Below are 26,022 nucleotides of genomic sequence, written 5' to 3' on the forward strand. Positions count from 1 at the left end.
TCCGGATTTGCAGCTTGAGACGAACCTATCCGTCTGCTGCCCTTATTTGTAAGGTTCTCTTTTTCTGCTTTGCTCCACTCCTGACGATGTCTGTTCCGCTGCTTGGTGCAGCATCTGCGCAACTGGAAGCAGCGCGGCTCAACAGCGTTGGTATTGCGCTGATGAACCAACAGCTAACCGAAAAAGCTCTGGAGAAATTCGAACAGGCGAATACGACCGATCCTTCAGCAACTATTCCGGTACTCAACAAGGGGATTGCGCTGCTTTATCTACAGAAGCTTTCTGAGGCCGAAAACTCCCTGGGGAAAGCCACAGAGATGGATCCGAAGAATCTGCGGGCATGGTACAACCTGGCACTTGCACATTTGGATTCAGGCAATGCCAAGCAGGCAATCACGGACATGGAGCATGTTGCGGCACTCGATCCGACGGATGCAGATGCTCAGTATTATCTGGGTTCGTTTTATCTCAGCCTGGGAGATCCAGAGCACGCCATTACCCAGTTCCAATCCGCACTCCGGCTCAACCCTATCCATGCTTCCGCAGAATTCGGCATAGCGCGAGCAATGCAACGGGCAGGCAGAGCCACCGAGGCGCGTGAGCACCTGAAGCGCTTTCAACATCTGACGCAGAATAAAGTTGCAGCCCCGCTGAGCGTAGCCTATGGAGAGAGGGGCCGCTACAGCAGCATGCAGGAGATGAGCCTCCCCCTTGAACCTATCGGGCCAATGATCCCTGTCCATTTTGTTCCTCAATCGCTCCCTCCTACATCGTCTAGAGGCAATGTGGCAACCGACCTGCCAGGTAGCGGTGGATGCATTCTCGATATAGAGGGCACAGGAAGAAAAGATCTGGTGGTCCTTAGCAACGGAGATCATGCCATACAGAGCTATCGCAATCGCGGAAACGGAACTTTTGAAGCTATACCCGACAGCGAAACCGGTCTCTCTGCAAAGGGAGAAGGTGTTGCCTGCGCAGTAGGCGACTATGACAATGATGGCTTACCGGATATAGCCATTGCCCTGCGCGATCGCATCCTTCTCTTTCACAACCTCGGCAAAGGACACTTCGCCGACGAAACTTCCTCCACTGGAATCAAGCAGCTTAATCGCCCGGCAGGGATGACCTTCATCGATTTCGACCACGACGGGGACCTCGACCTAATCGTAACTGGAACAGCATCCGATCCCGGCAAGACAGGGGCTAACGTCCTTTGGCGGAACAACGGTAATTCGACCTTTACAGATTGGACAACCACAGCGGGATTGTCGGGCAGTACAGGAACTCTCCAGGCAGTTCTCTCCGACATCAACAATGATCGTGCCATCGATATGGTTATCAGCAGCACCGGGGGAGTTCCAACAATCTACGAGAATGCCCGCGAAGGAGCATTCCGAGCATTGCCGCTCTATTCCGAAAAGAACCTCGGAGCAACGCGTGGTCTTTCTATTTTCGATTTCGACAAAGATGGATGGATGGACGTTGCGGTTACGCATTCCGGGGCTCCAGGCATCAGCCTATGGCGCAACACAAAGAGCCAACAATTTGAGCGTGTATCGTTACCCATCCCTTCCGCAACCGGAGCATGGGGAGTTACACCAATCGACTTCGATAACGATGGCTGGATTGACCTTGTAGTGGTGCTGCAAACCTCGCACGGACCGGAGCTTCACGGCCTCCGCAATCTCGGTCCCAAAGGCTTTGAAGATGCCAGCGTAGCTTTAGGCTTCAACAAGATCAAGCTGGAGAATCCGCGTTCTGTCATCGCTACGGATATCGATGGAGATGGTGCAGCCGACCTCATTATTACGCAAGCCTCCTCTGCGCCACTTCTTTTGAAGAATATAGGTGGCAACCGCAATCACTCTCTGCACATTGACCTGACAGGTTTGGCCGACAACAAAACGGCACTCGGAACAAAGGTAGAGGTTTTCGCAAACGGACAATCCCAGAAATTCGAAGTAGTAGGTGGATCCGGTTACTTAGGACAAGGATCGACAGAGATTCTCGTAGGGCTCGGTCAAACGGAAAAGGTCGACGTCGTACGCCTTCTATGGCCTACCGGCGTGCCTCAAGACGAAATCGATATCGAAAAAAATAAGAGTCTGGCTCTGAAAGAACTGGACCGCCGTGGCAGTTCCTGTCCGGTAGTCTTTGCCTGGAACGGCAAGGAATATGAATTCATCTCCGACACAATAGGCGCGGCCGTCATTGGCCACTGGGTCTCCCCTACAGCAACAAACAATGCAGATGCCGATGAATGGCTCAAGGTAGATGGAGACAAACTTCAACCAAGAAACGGATATCTTAGCCTGCGCTTCGGCGAACCGATGGAGGAGGTCAATTTTGTCGACCAACTTCGTCTGGTAGCAGTTGACCATCCGGAAGGAACCGAGGTTTATCCCGATGAGCGCTTCCTCAATGATCCGCCTTTTGCTACTGGCTCGGCTGTTGTAACCTCCTCCATGCATCCTCTGGCAGGAGCATGGGACGACAAAGGCCGTGATGTCTCTCAGCTTCTGGTAAAACGAGATCGTCGCTACGTACGCGATTTCACTAATCTCAGTTATGCGGGCTATGCCAACTCACACACTCTGACCTTTGACATAGGAAGCTGGTCTCCCCAAAACCCGCTTCATCTTCTGATGTACGGTTATATCGAATACTTCAGTGCCAGCTCAATGTACGCGGCATGGCAAGCAGGTCTGCAACCCAGTTCCCCCCGGATAGAGGCGCAACTGCCCAATGGAAGATGGAAGGAAGTCATCCACGACATGGGATTTCCAGCCGGATTACCCCGAACCATTGTTGTCGATCTCACCGGCAAGCTTCCCGCCGGAACTCGGCGTCTTCGTTTGACGACTAACCTACAGATCTATTGGGACCAGGTCCTAGTCGATAACGGTGTGGATCAAACAAAGCACATTCGACAGACCGAGGTACCGCTTGCCTCTGCATATCTTGCCTTCCGCGGCTATCCGCAGCAGATAGAAGGAGAAACACCAGGCGACCTGACTTATCGCTACGATCGCATCAGCAAAACAGGGCCATTCCTTTGGGCACGTGGAAACTATACGCGTTATGGAGACGTCACTCCGTTGCTATCAAAGATCGATAATCAGGACGTCATCTTTGGAACAGGAGAGGAAATCGACGCAGAATTTCGTGCCGATGCGCTGCCTCCGCTTCCACCAGACTGGAAACGCGATTACTTTTTCTATGCCAATGGCTTTGTAAAAGATATGGACTTCTACGAAGCATCGCCATTCACCGTGGCGCAGATGCCCTTCCACGAGATGAGCCGGTATCCATATCCTGCGAATGAGCAGTATCCGGACACGCTGGATACGACGAGATATCTCCTCAATTGGAATGATCGCTTTGAATCCGGCAACCGTCTGCAGCGCTTTCAGTTCCATTACGCTCCCGCAGAAGAAAAGCCGATCCTTCCGGAGGATAAAGGGGATCAGCGTATCTCAAAGCCAGATATCGTCAACTAAAGCACTCATAATCCTGATCGACAGAATCGGCGCACGACAATGTGCGCCGATTCTATTTCCCTTTCATCTAAAAAGGAGAAACGGAAATTATCAGTGCTATACTCCGCCTCATAGTTGCTTTCGGTCCGGGTTGGAAGGATTGGAGTATCTTTAGTAAGCACCAGACGCCGGAGGTCTCTTTCGACAATGCCATCCCCTGCTCGTCGCGCCCTCTTTTCTCTTCTTATCTTCTTCACTGCCTGTGGTTTAACCGGAACGGTCCTGCAGCAGCGAGTCGGGGCCCAATCGGAGCCAACCGAAGCGCAGATGCGTGACAGCTTGCGGGAATTCACCAGTATCTACAGCATTGTCGAACAGAATTATGCAGACCCACTCTCTGGAGACAAGGCGCAAAAGCTTATCTACGAAGGGGCTATACCCAGCATGCTGCAGGTATTGGATCCCCACTCCAGCTTTCACGACCCCAGAGACTGGGCCAAGATGCAGGAAGAACAGAAAGGAAGATATTTCGGGGTAGGTATGGGGCTACAGGCTCTGGACGGCAAGATGACGGTGTTGGCAGTCTTCGAAGGCACTCCATCGTTTAAAGCCGGGGTGCGTCCTGGAGACATTATCTCTGCTGTGGACGGCAAGTCTACGGAAAGCATGGACATCAATGATGTTACCGACATGCTGAAGGGACCCAGAGGAACACATGTCCAGGTTTCGATTCTCCGTGAAGGAAAAGATAAACCGCTTGCACTCGATCTGATCCGCGACGAAATTACGCAAAACTCTGTCGATGTGAAATATGAGATCAAACCCGGCATCGGCTACATCCACCTGACCAACTTCCAGGAAACTACAGGACGAGATGTATCCGAAGCGATTGACAGTTTTGGCGACCTGAAGGGACTGGTGTTCGACCTCCGCAACAATCCCGGAGGCATTCTTCGGGAAGCAGTATCCATCTGTGACAAGTTGCTAGGGAAGGGACAAACCATTGTCAGCCAACGCGGTCGTGCGTATCCGGAGCAGGTCTATCGCGCCATGCATGGAAATGGCGGACGCACCTACCCCATCGTTGTGCTCGTCAATCACGGAACAGCCTCTGCTGCAGAGATTGTTTCCGGCGCTCTCCAGGATCACGACCGCGCGCTTATCGTCGGGGAAACAACGTTCGGAAAGGGCCTGGTGCAGAGTGTTTATAACCTCTCGGAAGACACCGGCTTGCTCCTGACCACATATCACTACTACACGCCCTCGGGACGCCTGATTCAGAGGAATTACACCGGTATTTCGCTCTACGACTACTACTACAATCACGACCAAAAGCAGAATGAGGGAGTCAGCCGCGAGGTCAAGCTAACCGATTCAGGACGCACTGTGTACGGCGGTGGAGGAATCACTCCGGATGAGAAGATCGATGCTCCAGCATCCACTCATTTCCAGGATCTTCTCCTCAGCCATTCGGCCTTTGCCAGCTTTACGAGGCACTACCTGGCAAACCGAAACGTCGGACATGACTTTCAGGTTGACGATGCAGTTCTCTCGGAATTCAAGCACTCTCTTGCCAACCAACAGATCTCTTATTCCGACCAGGATCTGAACGCGTCAGTGGATTGGCTCAAGACAAACATCAAAGCAGACATATTGACCACACAGTTCGGACAGACAGAAGGGCTAAAAGTACGCGCCGATTCAGATCCTGTAATACAGAAGGCTCTGGAGTATCTGCCCAAGGCACAGGCACTTGAAAAGAATGCTCAGCGGGTGCTGGCACAAAGAGCGCAGGCGCGACTCCATAATCAAAATCAGGAATTCTAGAACAGTCTATGTCTTAACAGTGTCCAGCCAGGATTCATAAGGAGTGGCGATTCCCTCGCCACTCCAATCCAGTTTCAAAACTTTTATTTGCGACTATTCTCTGCCTTACCGGAAATCTGCTGCACCAGAGTAGAGTCCCGTTGTTGATGTAATTGACTGGCTTTCGCAAGTTCGAGTTTTGCCTCTTCTTTTTTCCCCATCTTCTGATAGAGGCGAGCTAGTCGCCAATGAGCATCCACCTGTGCTGGATCCATCTGAATAGCGTGCCGAAAGGCTTCAGCCGCTTCTTCGTTCTTATTTCCTGCAGAGAGAAGAATTCCAAGATCGAGCCAGGCTAAACGCACGGGTTTTGCCATCTTAGTTGCACGTTCAAGCGTCTCTTGTGCTTGTGCATTATTTCCGAGCTTCAGCTGAGCATCGCCGAGATACGCAATTGCCTGAGCGTGATTGGGCTCGTTCTTAAGCTCCAAACCGAATTCTTTCTCCGCCTCCTGATAGCGACGCTGTGTCCATAACAGATAGCCCAGGCCGAAATGGACATTGGGTTCCTCCGGCGAAGCCTTTGCTGCAGCTTCAAACTCGGTAATAGCCTCTTCTGTACGGCTGAGTCCGTCCAAAGCTTCACCTGCCAGCATATGCGCCTGAGCAGAATCTGGATTGACTGTAACGATCTGCCGATACTGCTCTAACGCACAGTTATATTGCTTTGCATATAGGCAACTCTGGGCCAGCACACCACGCAATTCCAGATTCTCAGGTGAACTTTGGATAGCAGATTGCAGATTGGGAATAGCTTCCGTATAACGAGTCGCGCCGTAGTAGCTCATCCCAAGCAATGTCCGTATCTGATTGTTCGAAGGGCTCGACTTCAGTGCAACAAGGAGTGGAGCGATAGCATCGGAGAACTTACCCTGCTTAAATTCCGCAAGACCGAGATTAAGCTGTATCCCTGACAGACGTGGATTGAGAGCAAGGGCCTTTCTGTAGGCAGAAGCCGCTTCCTGATATTTCTCTTCTTTGGAAAGAACAACACCCAGACTGGCTAGAGCGCCAGCATCACGGGGGCTCTTCTCAATTACCGACTGCCACGCCTTCTCCGCTTCGGCATATCTTCCCTGATTCTGCAGCGCAATCGCTTCGTCTGCAGCAGACGATTGCGCACGAACTGTAAGCGAAAACAGAAGCAGCAGAATAACGCCCGGAACACTCTTGTGCTTCATACGAGAATCAAGATAACTGATGGGCAATTGTAGCTTAGAAAAGGCCTCGCTCCAGAAAGGACCGAGGCCTTTTATTGATGAGAATAAGTCGGCTAGAAGGACATCTTTGCTCCAAGCTGGAAAACTCTCGGATCCCATGCTGAAGTAATTACCCCGAAATTGCTTCCGGAAAGTTTATTGCCGACGCCGTTGTTCTGCACATCCGCTTTATATTGTGTGTGGTTCCAGGTGTTATAGCTTTCAACCCGGAATTCCAGGTTTAAACGTTCGGTAAAGGCAAAGTCTTTATGCATTGCCAAGTTCCAGTTATCGCGCCCTGGACCACGCAGTGCATCGTGTTCGAGATTGCCCCACTGACCGAGCGCCGGAGCAGCAAAGGCTGAGGGATCGAACCACTGCAGACCAGCAGCAGCAGTCTTCTTGGGATAGGAGATCTTCCCGGTAAGGTTAGGCCTGTTTGTTCCGTTTTGTACGCCATTACTGCTCTGAGAACCCGCCATGACGAGGTTTAGTGGCGCACCAGACTGCATAGTGACAATGCCCGCAAGCTCCCAGCCACCAAAGGCGGTCCGTAAAAAGTGGCTCTGGTTCTTTCGGAAACTCGGGATGGAATAAATGAAGTTCACAAAGGCAATGCTCGTACGATCGAAGATAGACGGTCCCACATCGTACTTCCATCCTTCATATGGATTAGAAACAGGATCGAGATCGAATCCATTTCCTCCTCCTGTGGACGGATCAATAGCCCTAGACAACGTATAACCAACTTGGGCTTGAAGCTTTCGCTGCAACACCATATGCAGATCCATCTGCAGCGAGTTGTAATGACCGTTGGCTTCGTTTTGCGCCTGCTTGATCGAACGGAAACCAGGGTACTGAAGCAACTGGTTATAGCCGGTGCCTCCGCTTGAGATCAGCCCTGCCAAGGCTGAGGCTGGCGGTAGATTTGTCTCCCGGTAATCACTCTGATGTCGGTTTTGATTTCCAACGTAAGCAAGTGAAAGAACAGAGTTACCCCAGAGTGACTGCTGAATACCGCCACTGTATTGATAACTGACCGGCAACTTGTAATTATCCCGTTCAAGTCCCGTAATACTTGGCGCTACGATCGGAACGGCCTGAGTCTGACCGCTTGTAATGCTGGTATGCGGATTCGACAAGAGTACGTTGTTGAAATTGGCAGTGGCATCAAAGGGAACGTTGGTGGCACCGTTATACATATCATTCCCTTGAATACGCTCATACATCATGCCGAAACCACCACGAATTACGGTCTTCCCCTTACCTGTCGTATCGTAGGCAAAGCCGATACGAGGACCGAAGGCCGCCCAATGGTTGTCTACCAATCCTTTTGGGATCCCGTCCCTGCCATCGACGCCGATACCGTTCAGATAGAACTGATAACCGGAAAGAATCGCATTCGGACTCGATCCCAGGCCAGGACTCGCTGCTGTACAACCCGGACCGGCAGCGGAGCTGCAAATATTTCCGGCAGAATCAAAGGTCGCCGCATTTGCAGGGTTATAAAGTTTGGGATAGAAGTTAGAAGCTCGATGATTTGCTTCATAGGTATGAGGAACGCCGTCCCAGCGCAAGCCCAGATTTAAGGTCAATCGCGTGGTTGCGCGCCAATTGTCCTGGAAATAAGCGGCCCAGGAAATATTACTCCAGGTTCCGCTATCGTGTACGGCATCCTCCGAATAGGAATTCGAGTAGCCCAGGAGGAAGTCGGCAAAATCGTTCCCGGTATAAAACCCATTGAAATGGAAAGTTCCTTGAGTGCTTGCGAATGCATTTTGAGTTTTCTTATACAGAGCCCAACTGCCGCCTAACTTGAGCTGGTGCGCCCCTTTCACCCAGGAGAAATCATCTCTTATCTGGTAATCGTCGGCTTTGTTAACCCATGGGGTCCAATTCGCAGTGTAGTAAGTACTGGTATTCGCTAATTCCACACCTGGAATCCGGTTGTTCTCATTAGGTCCAGTAAAGATCCTGTTAAAGGCAAACGAGGATGGAGCTGAAAGGGTAGCACCCATCATGGCCTTGGGAAGAATATTGATTCGGTTCCCGTTGTAATTAAATGCTATTTCGTTAAGCAAGTTTGGACTGATTGTGTGGGTAGTATGAATAACCGCGCTGTAGGATGGGTTTCCGAAAGTGTTACCGATCGTCGGAACATTATCGGAACTCCACATGGTGGTTCCAAAGGTTTGGGAGATCTGCTCCGAAATCCAGTGTCCGAAAACAGAAAAGTTGTCACTGAACTTATGATCGACACGAACAATCTCTTCCCTTACATTGGTCGGAGCATTGTTGCCACCCTGGAATTGAGTACCGCTGGTTGGTGCGGGAAAAATCTTGGCCTGGGTTAGCAGTGACTGAGAATTCCCATCCAAGAGTGTTGTCGGGATCGTGTTACTCGGGAATTGTTGAAATATCGCATTGCCTGACGAATCGTTCGAGCAGGACCCGTCCGGAGCAGGAGTACTGAAATTCGTAACGCCCGCACTCTGGAAGCGGGAGATCTGGGCGGCAGATAACTGGTTTGCACACGGCACGTGGAGATCGGATGACGTAAGCGATTGGGCCGAAAAGTTCCCGCCATAGGTGCTCGGCAGCGGAACCGCCTGATTCAACGTCTGCCCTTGAATCAAGCTGCGCCATTCCATGTTGTAGAAGAAGAACATCTTCGGGTTTCTGCTGGGGTGGAAGGAAACAGGACCACCAACATTGAATCCATACGTATTAAAACGCAGCTTTGCAACCTGGGCCGGTTTGCGATTGAAGTAATTGCGCGCGTCCATTGCATCGTTCCTATTGAATTCCCATGCAGACGCGTGAAAAGTCCTGGCTCCCGACTTAAGAACAGTCGTCATAGTAGCAGAGGAGGAAAGACCGTATTCCGCACTGTAGTTGGAACTGAGAACACGAAATTCAGCCAGCGACTCCAGTGAGGGCATAACGCTGAAGGTTCCGGAGCCGCCACGGTCCAGATTTTCGCCGCCATCCAGCAAATAGAGGTTGTGAGCCATCCGCTGGCCGTTAAAACTAACATTGGCATCGCCACCTACTGGAGTAGGGGTTTGGAAATCAGACTGTAGACTTGAGGCTCCCGGTGTCAAGTTAACCAGGGTATAGATACTCCTGCCATTGGTCTCCAGTTTTGTAATCTGTTCTCCACTAATCAGATTACTAACTTCTCCGGAATCGGTCTGAACGCGCACGGCAGCAGCTTCGACGGTAATGCTTTGCTGCTCGCTGCCCAGCTCCATTTGAAAATCCAGTCGAACACGGTCGCCTACATTGAGCACCAAGCCACTCTTCTCAACGGTCTTAAATCCATTAGCAGTAGCTTTCACCGTGTAATGGCCAATTTTGAGTTCTGGAGCAGCGTACTGCCCACTCTGATTGGTGGTTGAAGTACGGGTCTGGCCCGTTTCCGCATTCGTAATGGATATTGCGACATTTGGAATAACGGCACCAGTCGGGTCGGTTACTGTCCCGAGGACTGTCGCATCCTGTGCAAATGCATGAAGGGAAAAGAGGAAGAATAAGGTGGTGGGAAAGGTGAGCCAGCACGTCTTGCGTCCTGGCATAGTACGAACAACCTGCCGTATTGCGTCAACGAAGGTATATGAACCTTCCATAGACAGCCTCCTGTAGTTGCATCCGAGATTCCACGAGGAGTCACGCGGTACAAAGAACTTGTGCTATCAGGAAACTCCCAGATTTTAGCGATCTTCTGCCAGCGCCCCCCTTAGAACTGTTACGATGACAACGCAACGTCAAATTCCAACTGGCGCTTAGTCGCCACCAGGGAAGATCGGCGGCCGCAACGAACCCGCCGCACGATGTCAAAATAAAATGTGTTTAGAATCACTATTTAGTAAATAAATTGATTTACTGAATCATTTAGTAAACGCGGGCGGAAGTATGGCTTTAGCAAATGCGATTGTCAAGAGATTTCTCATCTCCCTATCTCCAGCCCGTCGGAACTTATGCCCAGTCCATTAAATTAGCTGCAAGCTAAAGGGCTAAAGACAAGGCTTTCTAAGTGGAAGACCACTCACAAAGTAAGGACATGAAAGGTTAGTCCTGCTTACCATTCAGCCTCTAAGCTGCTCAATTTATGTAGATCACTTAGCAAACCGCTGCCGGAAAGAAATGGTTGTAAGGTCATTCTCCGGACAGCGCTGGAAACCTCCCGGAGGATGTCATTGGTGGCAAACGTGCAAACGTTTTTCTAACGGGGTACATTGGTTGCATTCACATTTCACGGCATTGGCGGTTACATCCTAGGTTCCGAAAGTCCTTCGGGCTAGCCCGGAAATGCTGAATTGTGGTGAGGTTTAAGGGAAAGATTGGAGCATTTCCTGCTAAAGGAAGCTGCGCCTCTGTATTGCTGGACGGAAGTATCCTTGGTGATGGGGAAAGAATGATTCGAACGGCGGCCATCTGGCTCACAATTGCGATCGTATTTGCAGTGCCCTTTCCCGTCCTTGCTCTAGACCCACATCGCGCTCTTAGTCAATATGGCCATCAGCAGTGGCAGAGTGATTCAGGACTACCCCAGGATTCGGTGCGTGCGGTCATGCAAAGCTCAGATGGTTATCTGTGGCTGGCAACCAATGGCGGCCTGGTTCGGTTCAACGGGCTTAGCTTCCGGGTCTTTAATACCGAAAACACTCCACAAATGCGGAGCAACGTGATCCGCGGTATTATGCAAGACCGCTCCGGCTCTCTTTGGATCAGCACGGCAAACGGACTGCTGCGTTATCGGGATCGTCAATTCCGGATTTTCGACACTACCACGGGGCTGCCATCGAATACAGTCTGGTTTGTGCAACAGGACAAGGGCGGACGTCTGTGGGCAGCAACCTCAGCCGGTCTCGCAATTTTGGAAGCAGAGCACTGGAGGTCGCTCGCAAGTCTGCCCCTTCATCCCGATACTGAGCAAAAATTTGCCAGTGCCCCCGACAGCTCTATATGGATTGCGGATGGCAACCAAGTCGCGCACCTGGATTCTCAAAAGCTGAATATCAAGGACCAATTCCGTACTTTATCCTCCGCTGAAGTGGTCAGCATCGCCTGCGAATCGCAGGGAGATCTCTGGATCGGCACACAGCAGGGTCTTGAACTATTCAGCCAGGGAAGGCTCAAGCAAGTGCCGCTGGCCTCCTCTCGTGGCGTACAGGTGAATACCATCCTGCCCTTTCAAACGCATAAAGCATGGATCGGGACGTCTCAAGGGCTATACCAGGTGGATGCGGGCAGAGCAGGCCCAATCAGACCAACTGCGGCAACTCTTTCCGACCCGGTATTTACATTGATGTTCGATAAGGAAGGCTCTCTCTGGATCGGAACCGATCGCGGAGTAGCCCGCCTGCAGCAGAGCCACCTGGAAGTATTCCCCGCTGATTTGGATCTTCCGGTCGGCACCATTGATGCCGTCATGGAAGACAGAGAAGGCAATCTATGGATTGGCAGCGAATCCGAGGGCTTGGCCGTACTCCGCGATCAGAAATTCACTACCTTCACCAAAAGAGAAGGCCTGTCGAGCAATATGGTCACATCGATCTACGGCGATTCGATCGGTACTCTCTGGATTGGAACCGATGGCGCCGGGCTCAACCATCTTGTCGACAAAAGGTTTTCCTCCTATACAACGGCGGCTGGCCTTTCCAGCAATGTAATCCTCGCGCTCGCTTCTGATCCGCACGGCGATGTATGGATCGGCACGCCAACCGGCCTCAATCGCCTCCGTAATGGCAAGGTGAAGGTCTATAACATCGATGATGGACTAGCGGACGATTTTGTTCGTTCTCTCTTTCTGGACCGGGATGGAAGCCTCTGGATCGGTACGCGTCATGGACTAGCCCATATGGCTGGTGAGCATTTCACCAACTATTCCAGTCTCGATGGGCTAGGAAGCGATTTCGTCGGCACCATTTTGCGTACCCGGGATGGCAACTTATGGGTGGGCACCAGTGGGGGTTTGTCGCTCTTCAAGAACGGTACTTTCACCACACTGACGACAAAAAATGGTCTATCCAACAACGTCATTACGGCTATGCACGAGGACTACGAAGGAACCTTGTGGCTGGGGACAAATGGAGGAGGACTCAACCGTCTTCGGAATAACCTTATTCAAGCGATTCCAGCAAGGAAGTTGCCTCCCATCATCTACGGAATCCTGCAAGACAACGCTGGCGATCTTTGGATCAGCGCGCCTACGGGTATCTATCGAATTAACCACAACAGTTTGAATCAAGCCATTGACCGCCACGCCCCCGATTCACTGGAGATCAAGACCTTTGGCATCGGGGATGGGATGAAGACCCGTGAGTGTAGTGGCAGAGGACATCCGGAAGCATGGAAGCAACTCGATGGCAGTCTATGGTTCGCCACGGTTCGTGGCATAACCAGCATTGTGCCGGAGCGTTTCGCACAAAATCTCGTGCCACCTAAGACCGCAATAGAAAGTGTCCTGATTGACGACCGCCCGGTCGATGCTTCGAACGCACTCATCTTGCCTCCGGGGAAGCATCGGGTTGAATTCCAGTATGCAGGTCTTAGTTTTGTCGTGCCGCAACTGATCTCTTACCGCTATCAATTGAAAGGCTATGACAGGGGATGGATCGACGCCGGACACGGCCACTCAGCTTATTACACGAATCTGCCTCCTGGGCGGTACACCTTTCAAGTACTCTCCGCCAATAACGATGGGGTCTGGAACGAAGTACCTGCAGAAATTTCCTTTCAAATCAAGCCCTACTTCTACCAGTCAATCTGGTTTTATGTTGCGCTAGGCATAGCTGCTCTTTGCCTGACACGGCTTATTTATTGGTGGAATCTGCGTCGTGTACAGACTGAATTCAATGCCGTCCTCGGCGAACGTAACCGCATAGCCCGCGAAATTCACGACACACTGGCACAGGATATTGTTAGCATCTCGCTGCAGCTTGAAATTGCTTCCCGCCTTCTTGGCGGCCCGGTACAAAAGGTCCGGGAGCAACTTGACCGCACCAGAGAGCTGGTAAAGAGAAGTCTGGTAGACGCTCGTAGCTCGATTTGGGCGCTACGTTCACATGATCGCAACCGCAGCGATCTACCGGCGCGCCTATCCGCTGAGATGGGAGAAATTGGTCGCGGAGAATCCAGCCAGATACACTTCGATGTTCAGGGGACCTATCGCCCCGTGGACAGGAAGATTGAGGATGAGCTGTTAAGAATTGCGAAAGAGGCAGTCGGCAATGCATTGCGACATGCAGGAGCCAATCGTATTGATGTCAGATTGCTCTACGATACCAATACTGTCGGACTCCGTATTGAAGATGACGGCAAAGGATTCGATCCCGCCAATAGTGTCGGACATCGAGAGGGCCATTTTGGCCTGCAAGGTATGAAAGAACGGGCAACAGAGATACATGCCGACTTTCATCTCGACAGCCAACCCGGACATGGAACCCGGATCGGGGTGGAGCTACATATTTAAGTCATTCTTGAAAAAGAACAAAGAAAGCCTTCAGGCAAAAGAAAACCTCTGCCAAAGTGTTGCGAAAGAACTAAAGTAGAGATGAAAATGCCGTAGGTGCCCAAGCGAAGAAAGCCGAGAAGCTAATCGTATGAGTAATCCGATCCGCATCATGATCGTCGAAGACCATGTCATCGTACGGCAAGGGCTTGCAGCCCTCCTTGGAACAGTTCCCGATTTCGAGGTTGTGGCAGAAGCCGACGACGTTACGCAGGCCATCGCGTTTTTCCGTCAACACGAACCCGATATTACCCTGATGGATTTGCGTCTGGGAAAGTCGATGGGTGTCGATGCAATCACTAAAATTCGCGCTGAACATCCGGATGCACGAATCATTGTCCTCACAACGTTCGATGGAGATGAAGATATCTATCGTGCTCTTCAAGCAGGTGCGCGCGGCTACCTGCTAAAAGGCATGGACGGGGACGAACTGATGGAAGCAATTCGGGCCGTCCACGCTGGAAAGAAACGAATTCCCGCATCAGTGGCTGAGCGTTTGGCAGAACGCATGAGCGGACCGGCACTCACCAGCCGTGAAATCGAGGTATTGCGTCAGATCGTTCTGGGCTCCAACAACAGGGAGATCGCGGCAGCACTCAACATCTCGGAAGCAACCGTCAAGACGCACATCAATAATCTGCTCAGTAAACTAGGAGTGAGCGACCGGACCCAAGCCGCCACAACCGCGCTGCAGAGAGGGATTGTGCATCTTGAATAGGGTCCGCGGTTGTTTCAGGATAAGTTTTTTTGCTGTAGCCATAGCTCTGCTGTTTCTAAACTCCGCTCTCGGAGCCAATGCAGTTACAGGACACGGAGAAAAATCCTCTCTATGGCGCTCCGCTACCGTTGCCGAACTCCACACGATCATCCCGGCACGAGCTCCGGTGATTTCCGAACATATTGAAACGGAGTTCCGCACCGCTTCGGCAATCACCAATGGGCAGGGGAAATATGTCGCTGGAGTTGTCCTGATTACGGCCGGGTATTCAGCAGAGGGGAAATACTCTCACTTCTTCTTTACCCAGGTGCCGCTGCATGTGGGGAATCTGCACCTTAGCCCGGGTCAGTATCTGATTGGCTGGACACATCACGATGATGACAACCTGCTTGTCAGCTTTTATCGAGCCTCTACCGGTGACCCCGTCGGACAGATTGCAGCTCCCCGGAATGAGAGCATCCGCCGTATTGAATCCTTTCGCGTCTGGCCGCCTGACGTCCGCCCGCAGATCCAAATTGGCCGCTTCACCTTTAGTTATTCTCTCGACGCGAACTGAGCTCTCCGAGGCTCTTGTACTCGCAGGGTGCTTAGAGACAAGTTTCGTGGACAAATAAAAAGGACGCTGGCCCGGGGGGTGTGTGGGACCAACGTCCAAAATCATCAACTTCGAGTGTGATTATCGTTTTCGAGCTCCGTCTTCACAACAACCCGGGGATTGGATTTTCTCTCCATCTTTCGGACGAGAACCGGAGCTCCTGTTCCACCCCTTATTTCTGCTCTAGAAGTGCAGCTTGGCCGCTAACTGGAAGGCCCGAGGGCCACCCGAACCAAACACTCCCCCGGCGGTCGAAACCGGTTTGCCGAAGGAAGAGGAAAAGCTGGGGTTTCCTCTATCCGGCGAAAGCGTATTGGCGAAACCAGCGTAATTCAGGTTACTGGTTCCAAGAAAATTAGCTACGTTGAATATATTGAAGGCCTCCCCAATAAGATCGATATGGATGCGTTCTCCAATAGGGAAGGTTCGATCCAGACGAAAATCGAGAGCGTTGAAGCTGTCGCCAAAACGCGCACTACCAGCGACCTGCGGCAACATAACGTAGCTGCTCGTACTCGCTTCGTAAACACCACCCGCAGCATTTGTCTTTTGAATAAAGGCATTCAATTCCTTCGCATTGTGAAACTGACGACCTCCAGCATTCCGCTGCATGGTTGGTACCCGCTCACTGCCATCGGGCAGCAGGATGTCCATAGGAACTCCGGAGGCAATTGTCCAGATCGGAGCAAAGTGGAATTTCCAGGGAAGATTTGCAACTCCGGAGAGAACCAGACGGTGCCGCTGATCGTTTGGCGGCGGTCCATACTCACGCTGCAGATTGTTCGGGTCTATCGGAGAGTATTGGAAAGGAATCTGGTCGTCATTTGCGTAATTAAAGGCCTTACTCAAGGTATAGGCTGCATTGAACTCCCCATAGCGGGCTAGACGTTGACGAGCGCTAACCCAAAGGGCATCGTATTTCGTATTTACCGCTGATTCCAGATCCGTGACCTGATCCGGTCCCTGCGTCAAAGGATTGTAGACCGACCCCACAGGACGCCCGATAATAAAACGCGTGCCGAGATTGTGAACGCCATCCACCTTTAGCAGCAGGCCACCCACCTTCTTCTCGATGCCGATGTTGAAATGCTGCACCATCGGGTTTCTCAGGCGGTTGCTTATGATGTCAATGCCGGTAGCACCAGCCCCTGTGAAAGGAAATCCACTAAAAGGACTCGAGAGTAGCTGAGGTGCACCGGGAACGAAGGTCCCGTCGCTGTTCAAGTACGCGGGGCGGCCAGTCTGGTCGGTAACGGCATTGCCGGCTGTAACGTTTAGTGCCAGCGCACGGCCGTCAAAACCTTTCTCAAGAGACATCACTTCCAGAACAATTCGGTCATAGTAGATGCCGTAGCCTCCATGGATGCTGAGCTGGGAATTCACTGCGTAATTGAAGCCGATACGAGGTGCCCAATTGCTGTAATCTCGATGTCGTTGTCCTTGGAGAAAGGACTCGATAAGCGGATTCCGGTTGCTATACCAACTCAGGTTATTCAGGTTCGTATCCAACTCCCACCGCAAACCGAGGTTCAGCGTGAAATTGGAGAGAAGTTTCCAATCGTCTTGCGTGAATAGTGCCAGATGGTAGTTGTCATTATTAGGCAGCAGGAGAGGCTTGGTTGGAGTTGAGCTGCGCAACCCAACGGCAAAGAGCAGATCGTTGTCGTCAACTTTGCCGTCTCGATTCCGGTCAAAATCCGGGAAGTCTTCGACCGCCTGGATATTGCCTTGCTGAAAAACCCCCAGATTGTAATCTGCATTTATCCATTGGATCTGCCCGCCAAAGCTGAAGGAATGCTTATGCCGAGACCAGTTGAGGACATCATCTCCTTGAAGACGAAACTGCCTCGTCTCTTGTGGCACACGATAGGTTGCACCGTCGTCCAGATTGGGATAAGTAATCTGTGCCGCTTTCGAAGTGGGGGAAATGCTATTGATAAAATTGTTTTCCGCAAAGCTAAGACGGTTCACCACCGAAGGAGTAAAAATATGCACCCAGTCAGCTATCAGACCCTGTAGATGATTCATAGCCGTCTGACGATATGCGGCGCTCCCAAGCGAACGATCCAATTTGCTCTGACTGAGATCGTCTTCCAACTCCAACGACTCACGAAAGCCAACACGATCCTGGCTGGTTGTCTGCCAATCTACCCTCGACGTACTTAGGAAATCATGAAATGGTGCAGTAGCAAATGTGCGGCTGATGGAGCGTTGCGCAGTATCTCTGACGCCAACAAGATCTGCTCCAAGCTGTTGCCTGTCTTCCACTGCCATAAACCACCACGCTTTATCAGTCCGGAACGGTCCACCAAGATCCGCGGCGTATTGCTGACGATGGAAGGGAGGCGTTGCTCCTATGCCGGAATCGTAAGTAGCAGGTAAACCTTGCAGAACTCTGTCTCGCTCGTAAATAGCCAAGCCACCATGAAGACTGTTCGTTCCTTGCTTCGTGACTACATTGATCACTGTCGATCCGGAGCGCCCCATCTGAGAAGAAAACCGGTTAGTTGCAATCTGAAATTCCTGTACGGCATCTTCAGGAATATTTACCAGCGAGCCACCGACAGTGTCATCATTGTTATCCGCCCCATCGATGGAAACATTTCCGCCACGGCCGATTTGCCCTGCTGAAGAAACTAGTACGGTATTGGCCTTTGTCGGATCGAAGCTTGGAGCCGGAGCATTGCCGGGAACAAGAAAAGCCAGCTCGAGATAATTTCTCCCATTCAGAGGAAGACTTTCTATCTGGCGGGTATTAATTACACCACCGACAGAAGAACTAGTTGTCTCAATTCCCTGCTGTGTATCTGCATCAATCTGGACCGTCGTTTCGCTTCCTGCCGGTTCTAGCCGGACTGAGATATTCAGACTTTCACCGACATTCAAACCGATTGTCTGCTGCCAAGGGCCAAAGCCAACGGCAGGGACCACCGAGAGCCTATAGTTTGCCGCCTCCAGAGTAGGGAAAGAGAATCCTCCATCATTTCGGGTTGTAAATGTTCTTGTGGTTCCTTGAGAAATATTCGTCAAGGTAAGAACGATGTTAGCAACGGCGCGTCCAGACGGATCAGCTACAGTACCATTGATATTTGCCGTGGCAGACTGCTGTGCATAGAGGGGAAATGAGAACAGAGAAAGAACTAAAGATAGAATCCGGGGAATTGCTTTAGCGAATGTGGGTTGATACACACGTTCCTCCGTTGCGTTGACCTCAAAAGGTAATTTTTGTCGCCGACATGATTAGCCTGTTTATCTGCAGAACTTGTTATTGAGAATGTTCAGAGTTTGTACGCCAGAGCAGTGCTTCCAAGAGTTTGGCTAAAGGCCATCAAAGAATATGATTTCGCGGAGATATCGTCTTGCATCTGAGGATTGAGCTTTTCGTCAAACCAACGGCGGAGTTATCCTGCCCCTTCCAAAGCAAAACAATGTTCCCGCTCTAGGTCCACGCATTGAAGAGAATGAATATTCCGTAGCTCCCATGCCACCAGGCATCCAATTTTCTTTGCACTTTAGTTCAATCTAAAGGTTGAGTTTTATCTCAACCTGGCGCCCGTTGACACGGATGTCTCGAATGAATACTTTGGGCTGGTCTCTAGAAGTTCAAAAAACATGCCATAAACATAACGAAATTAAAAGGCTAGAAAGTTCGCATCATACTGAAAACTTGGGAGTTCCCCTTTAACTCCCAGGCTGGAGTTATGCGCTTCCCCTGGAGGTCACAATGAATCGCAAGCGGCTAGGAGTCTGCCTCCTCGCGTCCTTCCTTCTCTCTTTTCCCCTGCAATCCCAAACCAACTACGCCGACCTACATGGAGTGATCTTTGATCCACAGCATCGCCCTATTCCTAATGCAAAGATCCATGTAACTTCCATAGCGACAAATGCGGCACGAGACGTCGCCACAAATAATGTCGGGCTGTACGACCTGGATGGCTTGTTGCCGGGAGAATACGCCGTAGAGGTAGAAAGCCCAGGGTTCGCCAAGTCTACGCGCCGGTTGCAACTCGAAGTCGGTCAGCAAATGACGCTGGACCTGAAACTTTCCGTAAAGAATGAAACGGAGACGGTTCTGGCCGTTGCTGCCCCTGCACTGCTAAAAACGAGCGATGCCAGTGTCGGAGAAGTAGTCGAACAACGCTCCGTACAGCAACTCCCGCTGAATGGCCGCATGCTGATCGATTTGATGCTCACTGTACCGGGAGCACACGTCAGCCATGGAGCACAGACCGGAGATATGAATCCGCTCTACTGGCGTCCCGGGCAGCGATCTGCCGTAAGCATCGGAGGAAACCGTCCAAATGGAAACTACTTTCTTCTGGATGGAGCAACCAATACAGATCCAACGTTCAATACACAGAATCTGAGCGCGTCACCCGATGTCGTACAGGAATTTCAAATTCAGATAGGAAGTTACTCGGCCGAGATGGGGGGAGCCGGAGGCGGTCAAGTCAATATCGTCACCCGCTCTGGGACCAGCAATTTCCATGGGACGGCGTATGAATTTCTCCGCAACGGAGCAATGGACGCCCACTCCTTTAACCAGATGGGCAACACTAACCATTTGGTTCAAAACAACTTTGGCGGCTCCTTCGGTGGGCCACTGCCAGGGAAACACACCTTCTTCTTCGTGAACTACGAAGCTTTGCGCCATGTCCAGGCTGATACAAACATCGAAACGGTTCCGATGGAAATGGAAACCATGGGAGACTTCAGCCAAAGCGGTGTCGATATCTACGATCCCCGAACTACCCAGTCGAACCCCAACTATAACCCCAATCTTCCTGTCAGCAAAACCAACCCGCAATTTACCCGCCAGCAATTTTCTGATGGAGGCGTACTCAACAAAATCCCTGCGAGCAGGATCAGTCCTGTTGCAATGATGATGCTGAGCAAATACGTTCCCAGGCCGAACGTGATGATGGGAATGGGCGGCATGACTATGATGGGACAGCCTACCGTCATTGGCAGCGGCAATGACTCGAACAACTACCTCGACACACGAAACGAAATTCACTATACGGATCAAGGCACCATCCGAATCGATCATAATTTTCATGGGCAGGACAATGCTTTCTTCCGCTATAGCGTGGGCGGAGAACATGGATACATGCCAGTAAACCTGCCAGGCTTTGGCAACTACCATGACAATCTTGCGCAACAAGGCATGCTGGCCTTGAGTCACGTTTTTACCTCCAGCATTGTGAATATGGCATCGGTGGCAGTTTCGCGCCTGAGCATGAATCACACCACGGAAAGCGCAAACAAGAACGATATCGTTACAGAGCTTGGAATTCAGGGTATTGGATATGGAGGCCCCGGAGCATGGGGCTCACCCTACTTCAATGTCCAGGGATTCTCCCCCGTAGGCGACAACTACAGTGCGACTCCGATGCACGCCTGGGATACTATCATCGAAGGACGCGATACCTTGAGCTGGACGATTGGGAAACATAGCTTGAAGTTTGGTGGCGCATACCAGCGCTTTATCTGGCCCATGTGGGGATTCTTTCAGAATCGTGGCTACTATCAGTTCACGAATGGATTCACAACCGACATCGGAGCAAACGACGGCACAGGATCAGCGATGGCAAGCTTTCTGCTCGGTTTGCCGGCCGTTCGACAGAGGCAGGCAGGTATTCCGCAGATGAACCTCCGGCAGTGGTATGCGGACGGCTACGCACAAGATACCTATCGCATCAGTAGAACCACGACTCTCGATTACGGCGTTCGCTACGAATATATGAGTCCCCTGTGGGATATCCGTTTTACTAATAGCAATCTGACCTTCAGTAATGGCGTTCCCTCTGTCTTCATTGGAGGACAAAACGGCAAGCCTAAGGGATTGATGTATCCCAATCGCGCAAACTTTGCCCCCCGCTTCGGTATTGCCCAGAGCGTACCGGGCACGGGCCTTGTACTGCACGCGGCATATGGAATCTTCTACACTCCGGTAGACATGAATACATGGTGCAATCAGCGCCATAACGTTCCTTACGTCTTTCCTGAAACCAATCAAAGCGACAACTTCCAGCCCTCGATCACTTCCTTCGACTTCCCGGCTCCAGTTCTGGGCAAGACAACCGTGAGCTTCACCGGCATGGAACTACACCCAGCTCCGCAATATATCCAGCAATGGAGCGCATCGGTTGAAAAGAGCTTAGGGAGCGAGACGACACTCGAGATCGGCTATCTAGGTTCTGGCGGCTTCCATTTGCAGCGCGCGCACCTGATCAACAATGCTGCTCCTGGACCGGGCCTCATCCAGCCGCGTCGGCCGTTCACTAAAATCAGCTTTGTACCGGATACCGTTTTGCCCGCAAACATCACAGTCGCAAGTACTACCTTTGGTGTTAGCACAATCAATCTGTTGGAGAACTCAGCCCAAAGCTGGTACGACGCCGGATACATCAATCTCCGCCGCCGTTACTCGCACGGACTGAATTTGCTTGCGAACTACACCTGGTCAAAAAGCTTATCGAACGCCCCCGACTTCCGCTCCCCGATGTTTGAGGCGAGCATTCCTCAGAACAACTCGAATCTGGAAGCCGAAAAGGGCCTGGCCTGCGATGTCCGCCACCGCTTCTCTCTCAGCGCTGTTTACGATCTGCCTGCATGGGCACAGAACCGGACCACCCGGCTTCTGACTCAGAACTGGAGAGCTTCAACCGTCTACCAGGTACAAACAGGATTTCCCTTCACTGTTTCAGTATTTGGCGATACCGCGAATGCAGGAACCGCTTTAGGAGAAAATCCTATTCGCGCCAACTATACCGGCCAGCCCGTATTTGGGCATGGAACAAAGACTGCAGCGCGTTGGATCAATCCTGCGGCATTTGCTGCACCCCGGGCATATACCTTCGGAAATACCGCTCGCAATGCAATCGAGGGACCTGGGTTACAGACGATGGATCTTGGCGTAGTCCGCAGCTTTTCGCTAACAGAGCGGTTGAAGTTTGAAACACGCGGCGAATTCTTCAATACTTTGAACCACACCAACCTTGGAGTTCCCAATAGGTTTGTGAACACGGCTGGCTTTGGTTCCATTACGGAAGTCACCACTCCTGGACGTGAAATCCAGCTTAGCGCCCGGCTTTCTTTCTAATTCTCTCCGATAACATCCCCTGGTAATCTGACTAGGACCAGGGGATGCCCTCTTGCAACCTCCAGCCTGAATCCTACTTTGGAATAAATGATCAAAGCCCACCTAACACAATAAGCTCCGCATTATTAGAGCGGAATCAGGGTTACTGTGTCCGATCCCTCAAGGGGTAAGTGCAGCTTTTCTTGACGAAAAAGCTGCGCAGTCCGCTGTGGCTTGCGGATACATCTACCCTGATTCCGCTCTAGATTTCTGTATTCGGATCCAGCCTGCAAGCGTAACATTTAGAAACTAAGGATCTTGGAGCACTCGACAACGATTGATCCAAGAGGAAACATGTAACTGGCAAGGTATATATTACCCACATGAACATGCGAGACATCGCAAAACGTGCTGGAGTGTCCAGTGCAACAGTATCACGTGTGATCAATGGATCACATTTGGTGACAGAGGACACAGCTAAGCGCGTTCGAAAGATCCTGGATGAAGTCGGATTTATCCCAAACCCTCATGCGACTACGCTGAAGTATGGACGAAGCAAGATATATGGACTGATTATTCCCGATATCTGCAACCCATTCTATGCAGAGTTTCTGGGGTGCTTTGAGCAACTCCTGGGAAAGATCGAACACGAAGTCCTGTTCCTCAACGTTGGAACCGATGCAAAGATGGTAGCCTCCATTCGACGCATGTTGATGCGTCAGGTCGATGGAGCGGTGCTGATGGCCTCCGAGTTCGATACCAAGGCGATTGAGCCGCTGCTTCTGCACAAGATCCCTATCGTTACCGTCGACAGGCGAGTTGTACAACAAGGATGCAGCGATGTTGCTGTCGATTATGAAACCGGATTTCTGCAAGCCGTCGGGCATCTCAAGAAATTGGGACATAAGGAAATCGGCTTTATAGGCGGGAATCAGGGACTGAAGACCTCACAGATACGGTTTGAAGCCTTCAAACAGGCTGTGATAAAGCACGGGCTCAAGTACCGGAAGGAATTCACCCGTTTCGGCAACTATCGTGTCGACGGAGGAGAGACAGCAATCCTTTCACTGTGGTCCAAGCAAAAAAGGCCAACGGCCGTTCTTACGGCTAACGATCTCACCGCCTTTGGTGTCATTCGCGGACTAAATAGCATGGGCTTGAGTGCACCCAAGAATCTGTCGGTAATCGGCGTTGACGATCTGTTACTGTCCGACGTGATGCAACCGCGTCTGACAACGATACGTCTTCCGCGCCAGCGCATGGCGGAAACCTGTCTAAAGGCCTTGGACTGTACCAAAGAGGACGTAGAGCAGACTGGAGCGCAGTTCTCTGTTCCCACGGAGTTGATCATTCGGGAAAGCAGCGGACACCCGTCTCACTCCTAGGCAATTGCTCTCGACAAAAATACTGCAGATCCTCCACCCTCTCAAACAGCAGGTCTCCGGTTTGTGGGTGGAGACATCCTTCGAGAGACTTTCCGCCGAGCCGCCCGCTCCGATCGTCTGCTGCCTTGACGGGAGATTCTTCCCTCCGTCAGCCCCCAAATTCCCTATTCAAGTTTTCTGTTCACCTGAAATGATTCCGTATACAATTATGGCGTCCCACAGGCTACAGCTGCATTAATGAAGGAACACGGATGTCAATCAAATTACACACTGCCGTTCTTTATGTCTCTCTTTTTTCGCTCAGCTTTTCGACAGCAGAGACATTTGCCGCGACCCCACCTCAAGGGTCGACAACGTCACACCATAGCAGTTTTGAAATAAAGGGCTCCCAGTTTGTGCTGGATGGTGCACCTTACCAGATCATCTCGGGAGAAATTCATTACCCGAGAGTGCCACGAGCCTACTGGCGTGAACGTTTTCGGATGGCCCGGGCGATGGGCTTAAACACTATTACGACCTATTCCTTCTGGAACCTTCATGAACCGAAGCCTGGAATATACGACTTCTCCGGTCAGAACGACATCGCCGAGTTCATTCGAGAAGCGCAGGAAGAGGGACTAAACGTCATCTTCCGGCCCGGTCCGTATGTCTGTGCGGAATGGGAATTAGGGGGTTACCCCTCATGGTTACTGAAGGATCGCAGTGTCGTACTTCGCTCCACAGAACCCAAATACACTGCCGCAGTGCACGCATGGTTTGCGAGATTGGCTCAAGAGATCAAGCCGCTGCTCCTAAAGAATGGCGGTCCCATTCTGGCCATACAAGTTGAGAACGAATACGGCGCTTTCGGAGATGATCCTTCCTATCTGGAAGGAGTTAAAAAAGACCTCATCTCTGCTGGCTTAGGAGAAACCCTGTTATTTACCTCCAACCAGCCGTCGGATATCGACAAAGGTTCCCTTCCGGATCTGCCGACGGTCATCAATTTCGGTACCGGCGATGCGATGAAGAGCTTTCACCGGCTGGATCAAGTCCGGCCAAACGGTCCGCGTATGACCGGCGAGTATTGGGCAGGATGGTTCGATAAATGGGGGGAGGCACACCACGAAACAGATGGGAACAAGGAAGCTGCCGAATTTCGCTGGATGCTTGAACATGGCTACTCCGTCTCCCTGTACATGTTCCATGGCGGATCCACCTTTGGCTGGATGAATGGTGCGGATTCCCATACAGGCAAGGATTATCATCCCGACACCACCAGCTACGACTACAACGCTCCTCTGGACGAGCAAGGAAAACCTAGATACAAGTTCGATCTCTTCCGCAATATCATTGCCGAGATCACACACGCCAACCTGCCTCCTATACCGAAGGTACCTCCTGTGGCAACATTTCCGGCAGATCCTTCTAAACTGAGCGCATCGTTGTGGAGCAACTTACCTACGCCTATCCACTCAAAAACTCTGCTTACCTTCGAAGATATGGATCAGAGCTATGGATATGTTCTGTACCGAACCAAGCTGGAAAAAGGACAGGGCGGATCGTTGGTAATAGATGGACTGCATGACTATGCTCAGATCTATGTCGACCAGCACCTGATCGGATCTCTGGATCGACGTGATAACACCAACACACTTGAGATCCCGCTGCAAAATCAAGATGCAACCCTGGATATTCTGGTAGAAAATACCGGACGAGTCAACTACTCACAAATAATACGGCAAGAGAGAACAGGACTTATAGGCAAAGTCTCAATCGGTGGTAAGCCCCCCGAAAGCTGGGACATCTACTCGCTGCCAATGAACGACCTCTCCAAAATTCAAATGCGGCCGGAACCATGCAGCGGACCTTGCTTCTACCGAACCAGCCTTACCGTAGATCAGCCGGCGGATACTTTCATCGATACACGCTCGTTGCATAAAGGACAACTCTGGATCGGTGAACGCAATTTGGGAAGATTCTGGTCCATTGGACCCGTGTATACCTTATTCGCTCCTGGCCCATGGCTACAGAAGGGAAAGACTCCTGTAATGTTCTTCGATCTGCAGGGCGATGCGTCCGACAGTATCAAGACGACTACAGCCCCAATCTTCGGAACTACAACCAGCACACGCGAACAGCAATAAAGAAACCTTCAATAACTCCCTCTGCTCAGGAGGGAGTTATTGAAGGCGTAAACC

Annotated in this window: 11 protein-coding genes; 8 read left to right on the forward strand and 3 right to left on the reverse strand. The window is 51.3% G+C overall.

What is annotated here, in order from left to right; genetic code table 11:
* Positions 1-14: 14 nt before the first annotated feature.
* Together AC6I7T_RS10650 and AC6I7T_RS10655 are read left to right on the forward strand one after the other, a co-directional pair.
* Positions 15-3,500 (forward strand): CRTAC1 family protein, encoded by a 3,486-nt coding sequence (locus AC6I7T_RS10650; RefSeq protein ID WP_497793367.1) that lies wholly within the window; start codon positions 15-17, stop codon positions 3,498-3,500.
* Between the two features lie 186 nt (positions 3,501-3,686).
* Positions 3,687-5,306, forward strand: a complete 1,620-nt coding sequence (locus tag AC6I7T_RS10655; protein ID WP_497793368.1) for a S41 family peptidase — start codon at positions 3,687-3,689, stop codon at positions 5,304-5,306.
* Between the two features lie 83 nt (positions 5,307-5,389).
* On the opposite strand, the gene AC6I7T_RS10660 is transcribed toward AC6I7T_RS10655, so the two are convergent.
* Complete coding sequence (locus AC6I7T_RS10660) at positions 5,390-6,526, reverse strand: tetratricopeptide repeat protein (protein WP_497793369.1); 1,137 nt, start codon at positions 6,524-6,526, stop codon at positions 5,390-5,392.
* A 92-nt stretch (positions 6,527-6,618) separates the two neighbouring features.
* The gene (locus AC6I7T_RS10665; RefSeq protein ID WP_497793370.1) at positions 6,619-10,173 is read right to left on the reverse strand and encodes a carboxypeptidase-like regulatory domain-containing protein; all 3,555 of its coding nucleotides are present in this window, start codon (positions 10,171-10,173) and stop codon (positions 6,619-6,621) included.
* A gap of 788 nt (positions 10,174-10,961) precedes the next feature.
* On the opposite strand from AC6I7T_RS10665, the gene AC6I7T_RS10670 reads away from it, so the two are divergent.
* The 3 genes from AC6I7T_RS10670 (at position 10,962) to AC6I7T_RS10680 (ending at position 15,334) form a co-directional block, all read left to right on the forward strand.
* A complete protein-coding gene (locus tag AC6I7T_RS10670) occupies positions 10,962-14,021 on the forward strand; it encodes a sensor histidine kinase (RefSeq protein WP_497793371.1) in 3,060 nt (1,019 codons plus the stop codon).
* Between the two features lie 130 nt (positions 14,022-14,151).
* On the forward strand, positions 14,152-14,778 hold the full coding sequence (locus AC6I7T_RS10675; RefSeq protein WP_497793372.1) for a response regulator: 627 nt from the start codon (positions 14,152-14,154) through the stop codon (positions 14,776-14,778).
* The gene (locus AC6I7T_RS10680) at positions 14,771-15,334 is read left to right on the forward strand and encodes a hypothetical protein (RefSeq protein ID WP_497793373.1); all 564 of its coding nucleotides are present in this window, start codon (positions 14,771-14,773) and stop codon (positions 15,332-15,334) included. Before AC6I7T_RS10675 ends, AC6I7T_RS10680 begins: the two co-directional genes overlap by 8 nt.
* A gap of 222 nt (positions 15,335-15,556) precedes the next feature.
* On the opposite strand, the gene AC6I7T_RS10685 is transcribed toward AC6I7T_RS10680, so the two are convergent.
* Complete coding sequence (locus tag AC6I7T_RS10685) at positions 15,557-18,562, reverse strand: TonB-dependent receptor (protein WP_497793374.1); 3,006 nt, start codon at positions 18,560-18,562, stop codon at positions 15,557-15,559.
* Positions 18,563-19,097: 535 nt separating this feature from the next.
* Here AC6I7T_RS10685 and AC6I7T_RS10690 point away from each other — a divergent pair.
* The 3 genes from AC6I7T_RS10690 to AC6I7T_RS10700 all read left to right on the forward strand — a co-directional run bounded on the left by AC6I7T_RS10690 (position 19,098) and on the right by AC6I7T_RS10700 (position 25,968).
* The gene (locus AC6I7T_RS10690; RefSeq protein ID WP_497793375.1) at positions 19,098-22,478 is read left to right on the forward strand and encodes a carboxypeptidase-like regulatory domain-containing protein; all 3,381 of its coding nucleotides are present in this window, start codon (positions 19,098-19,100) and stop codon (positions 22,476-22,478) included.
* Between the two features lie 368 nt (positions 22,479-22,846).
* Positions 22,847-23,842, forward strand: a complete 996-nt coding sequence (locus AC6I7T_RS10695; protein ID WP_497794593.1) for a LacI family DNA-binding transcriptional regulator — start codon at positions 22,847-22,849, stop codon at positions 23,840-23,842.
* Between the two features lie 251 nt (positions 23,843-24,093).
* A complete protein-coding gene (locus AC6I7T_RS10700; RefSeq protein ID WP_497793376.1) occupies positions 24,094-25,968 on the forward strand; it encodes a glycoside hydrolase family 35 protein in 1,875 nt (624 codons plus the stop codon).
* Positions 25,969-26,022: the final 54 nt, after the last annotated feature.

This window comes from Humiphilus diazotrophicus (genome assembly GCF_059726315.1).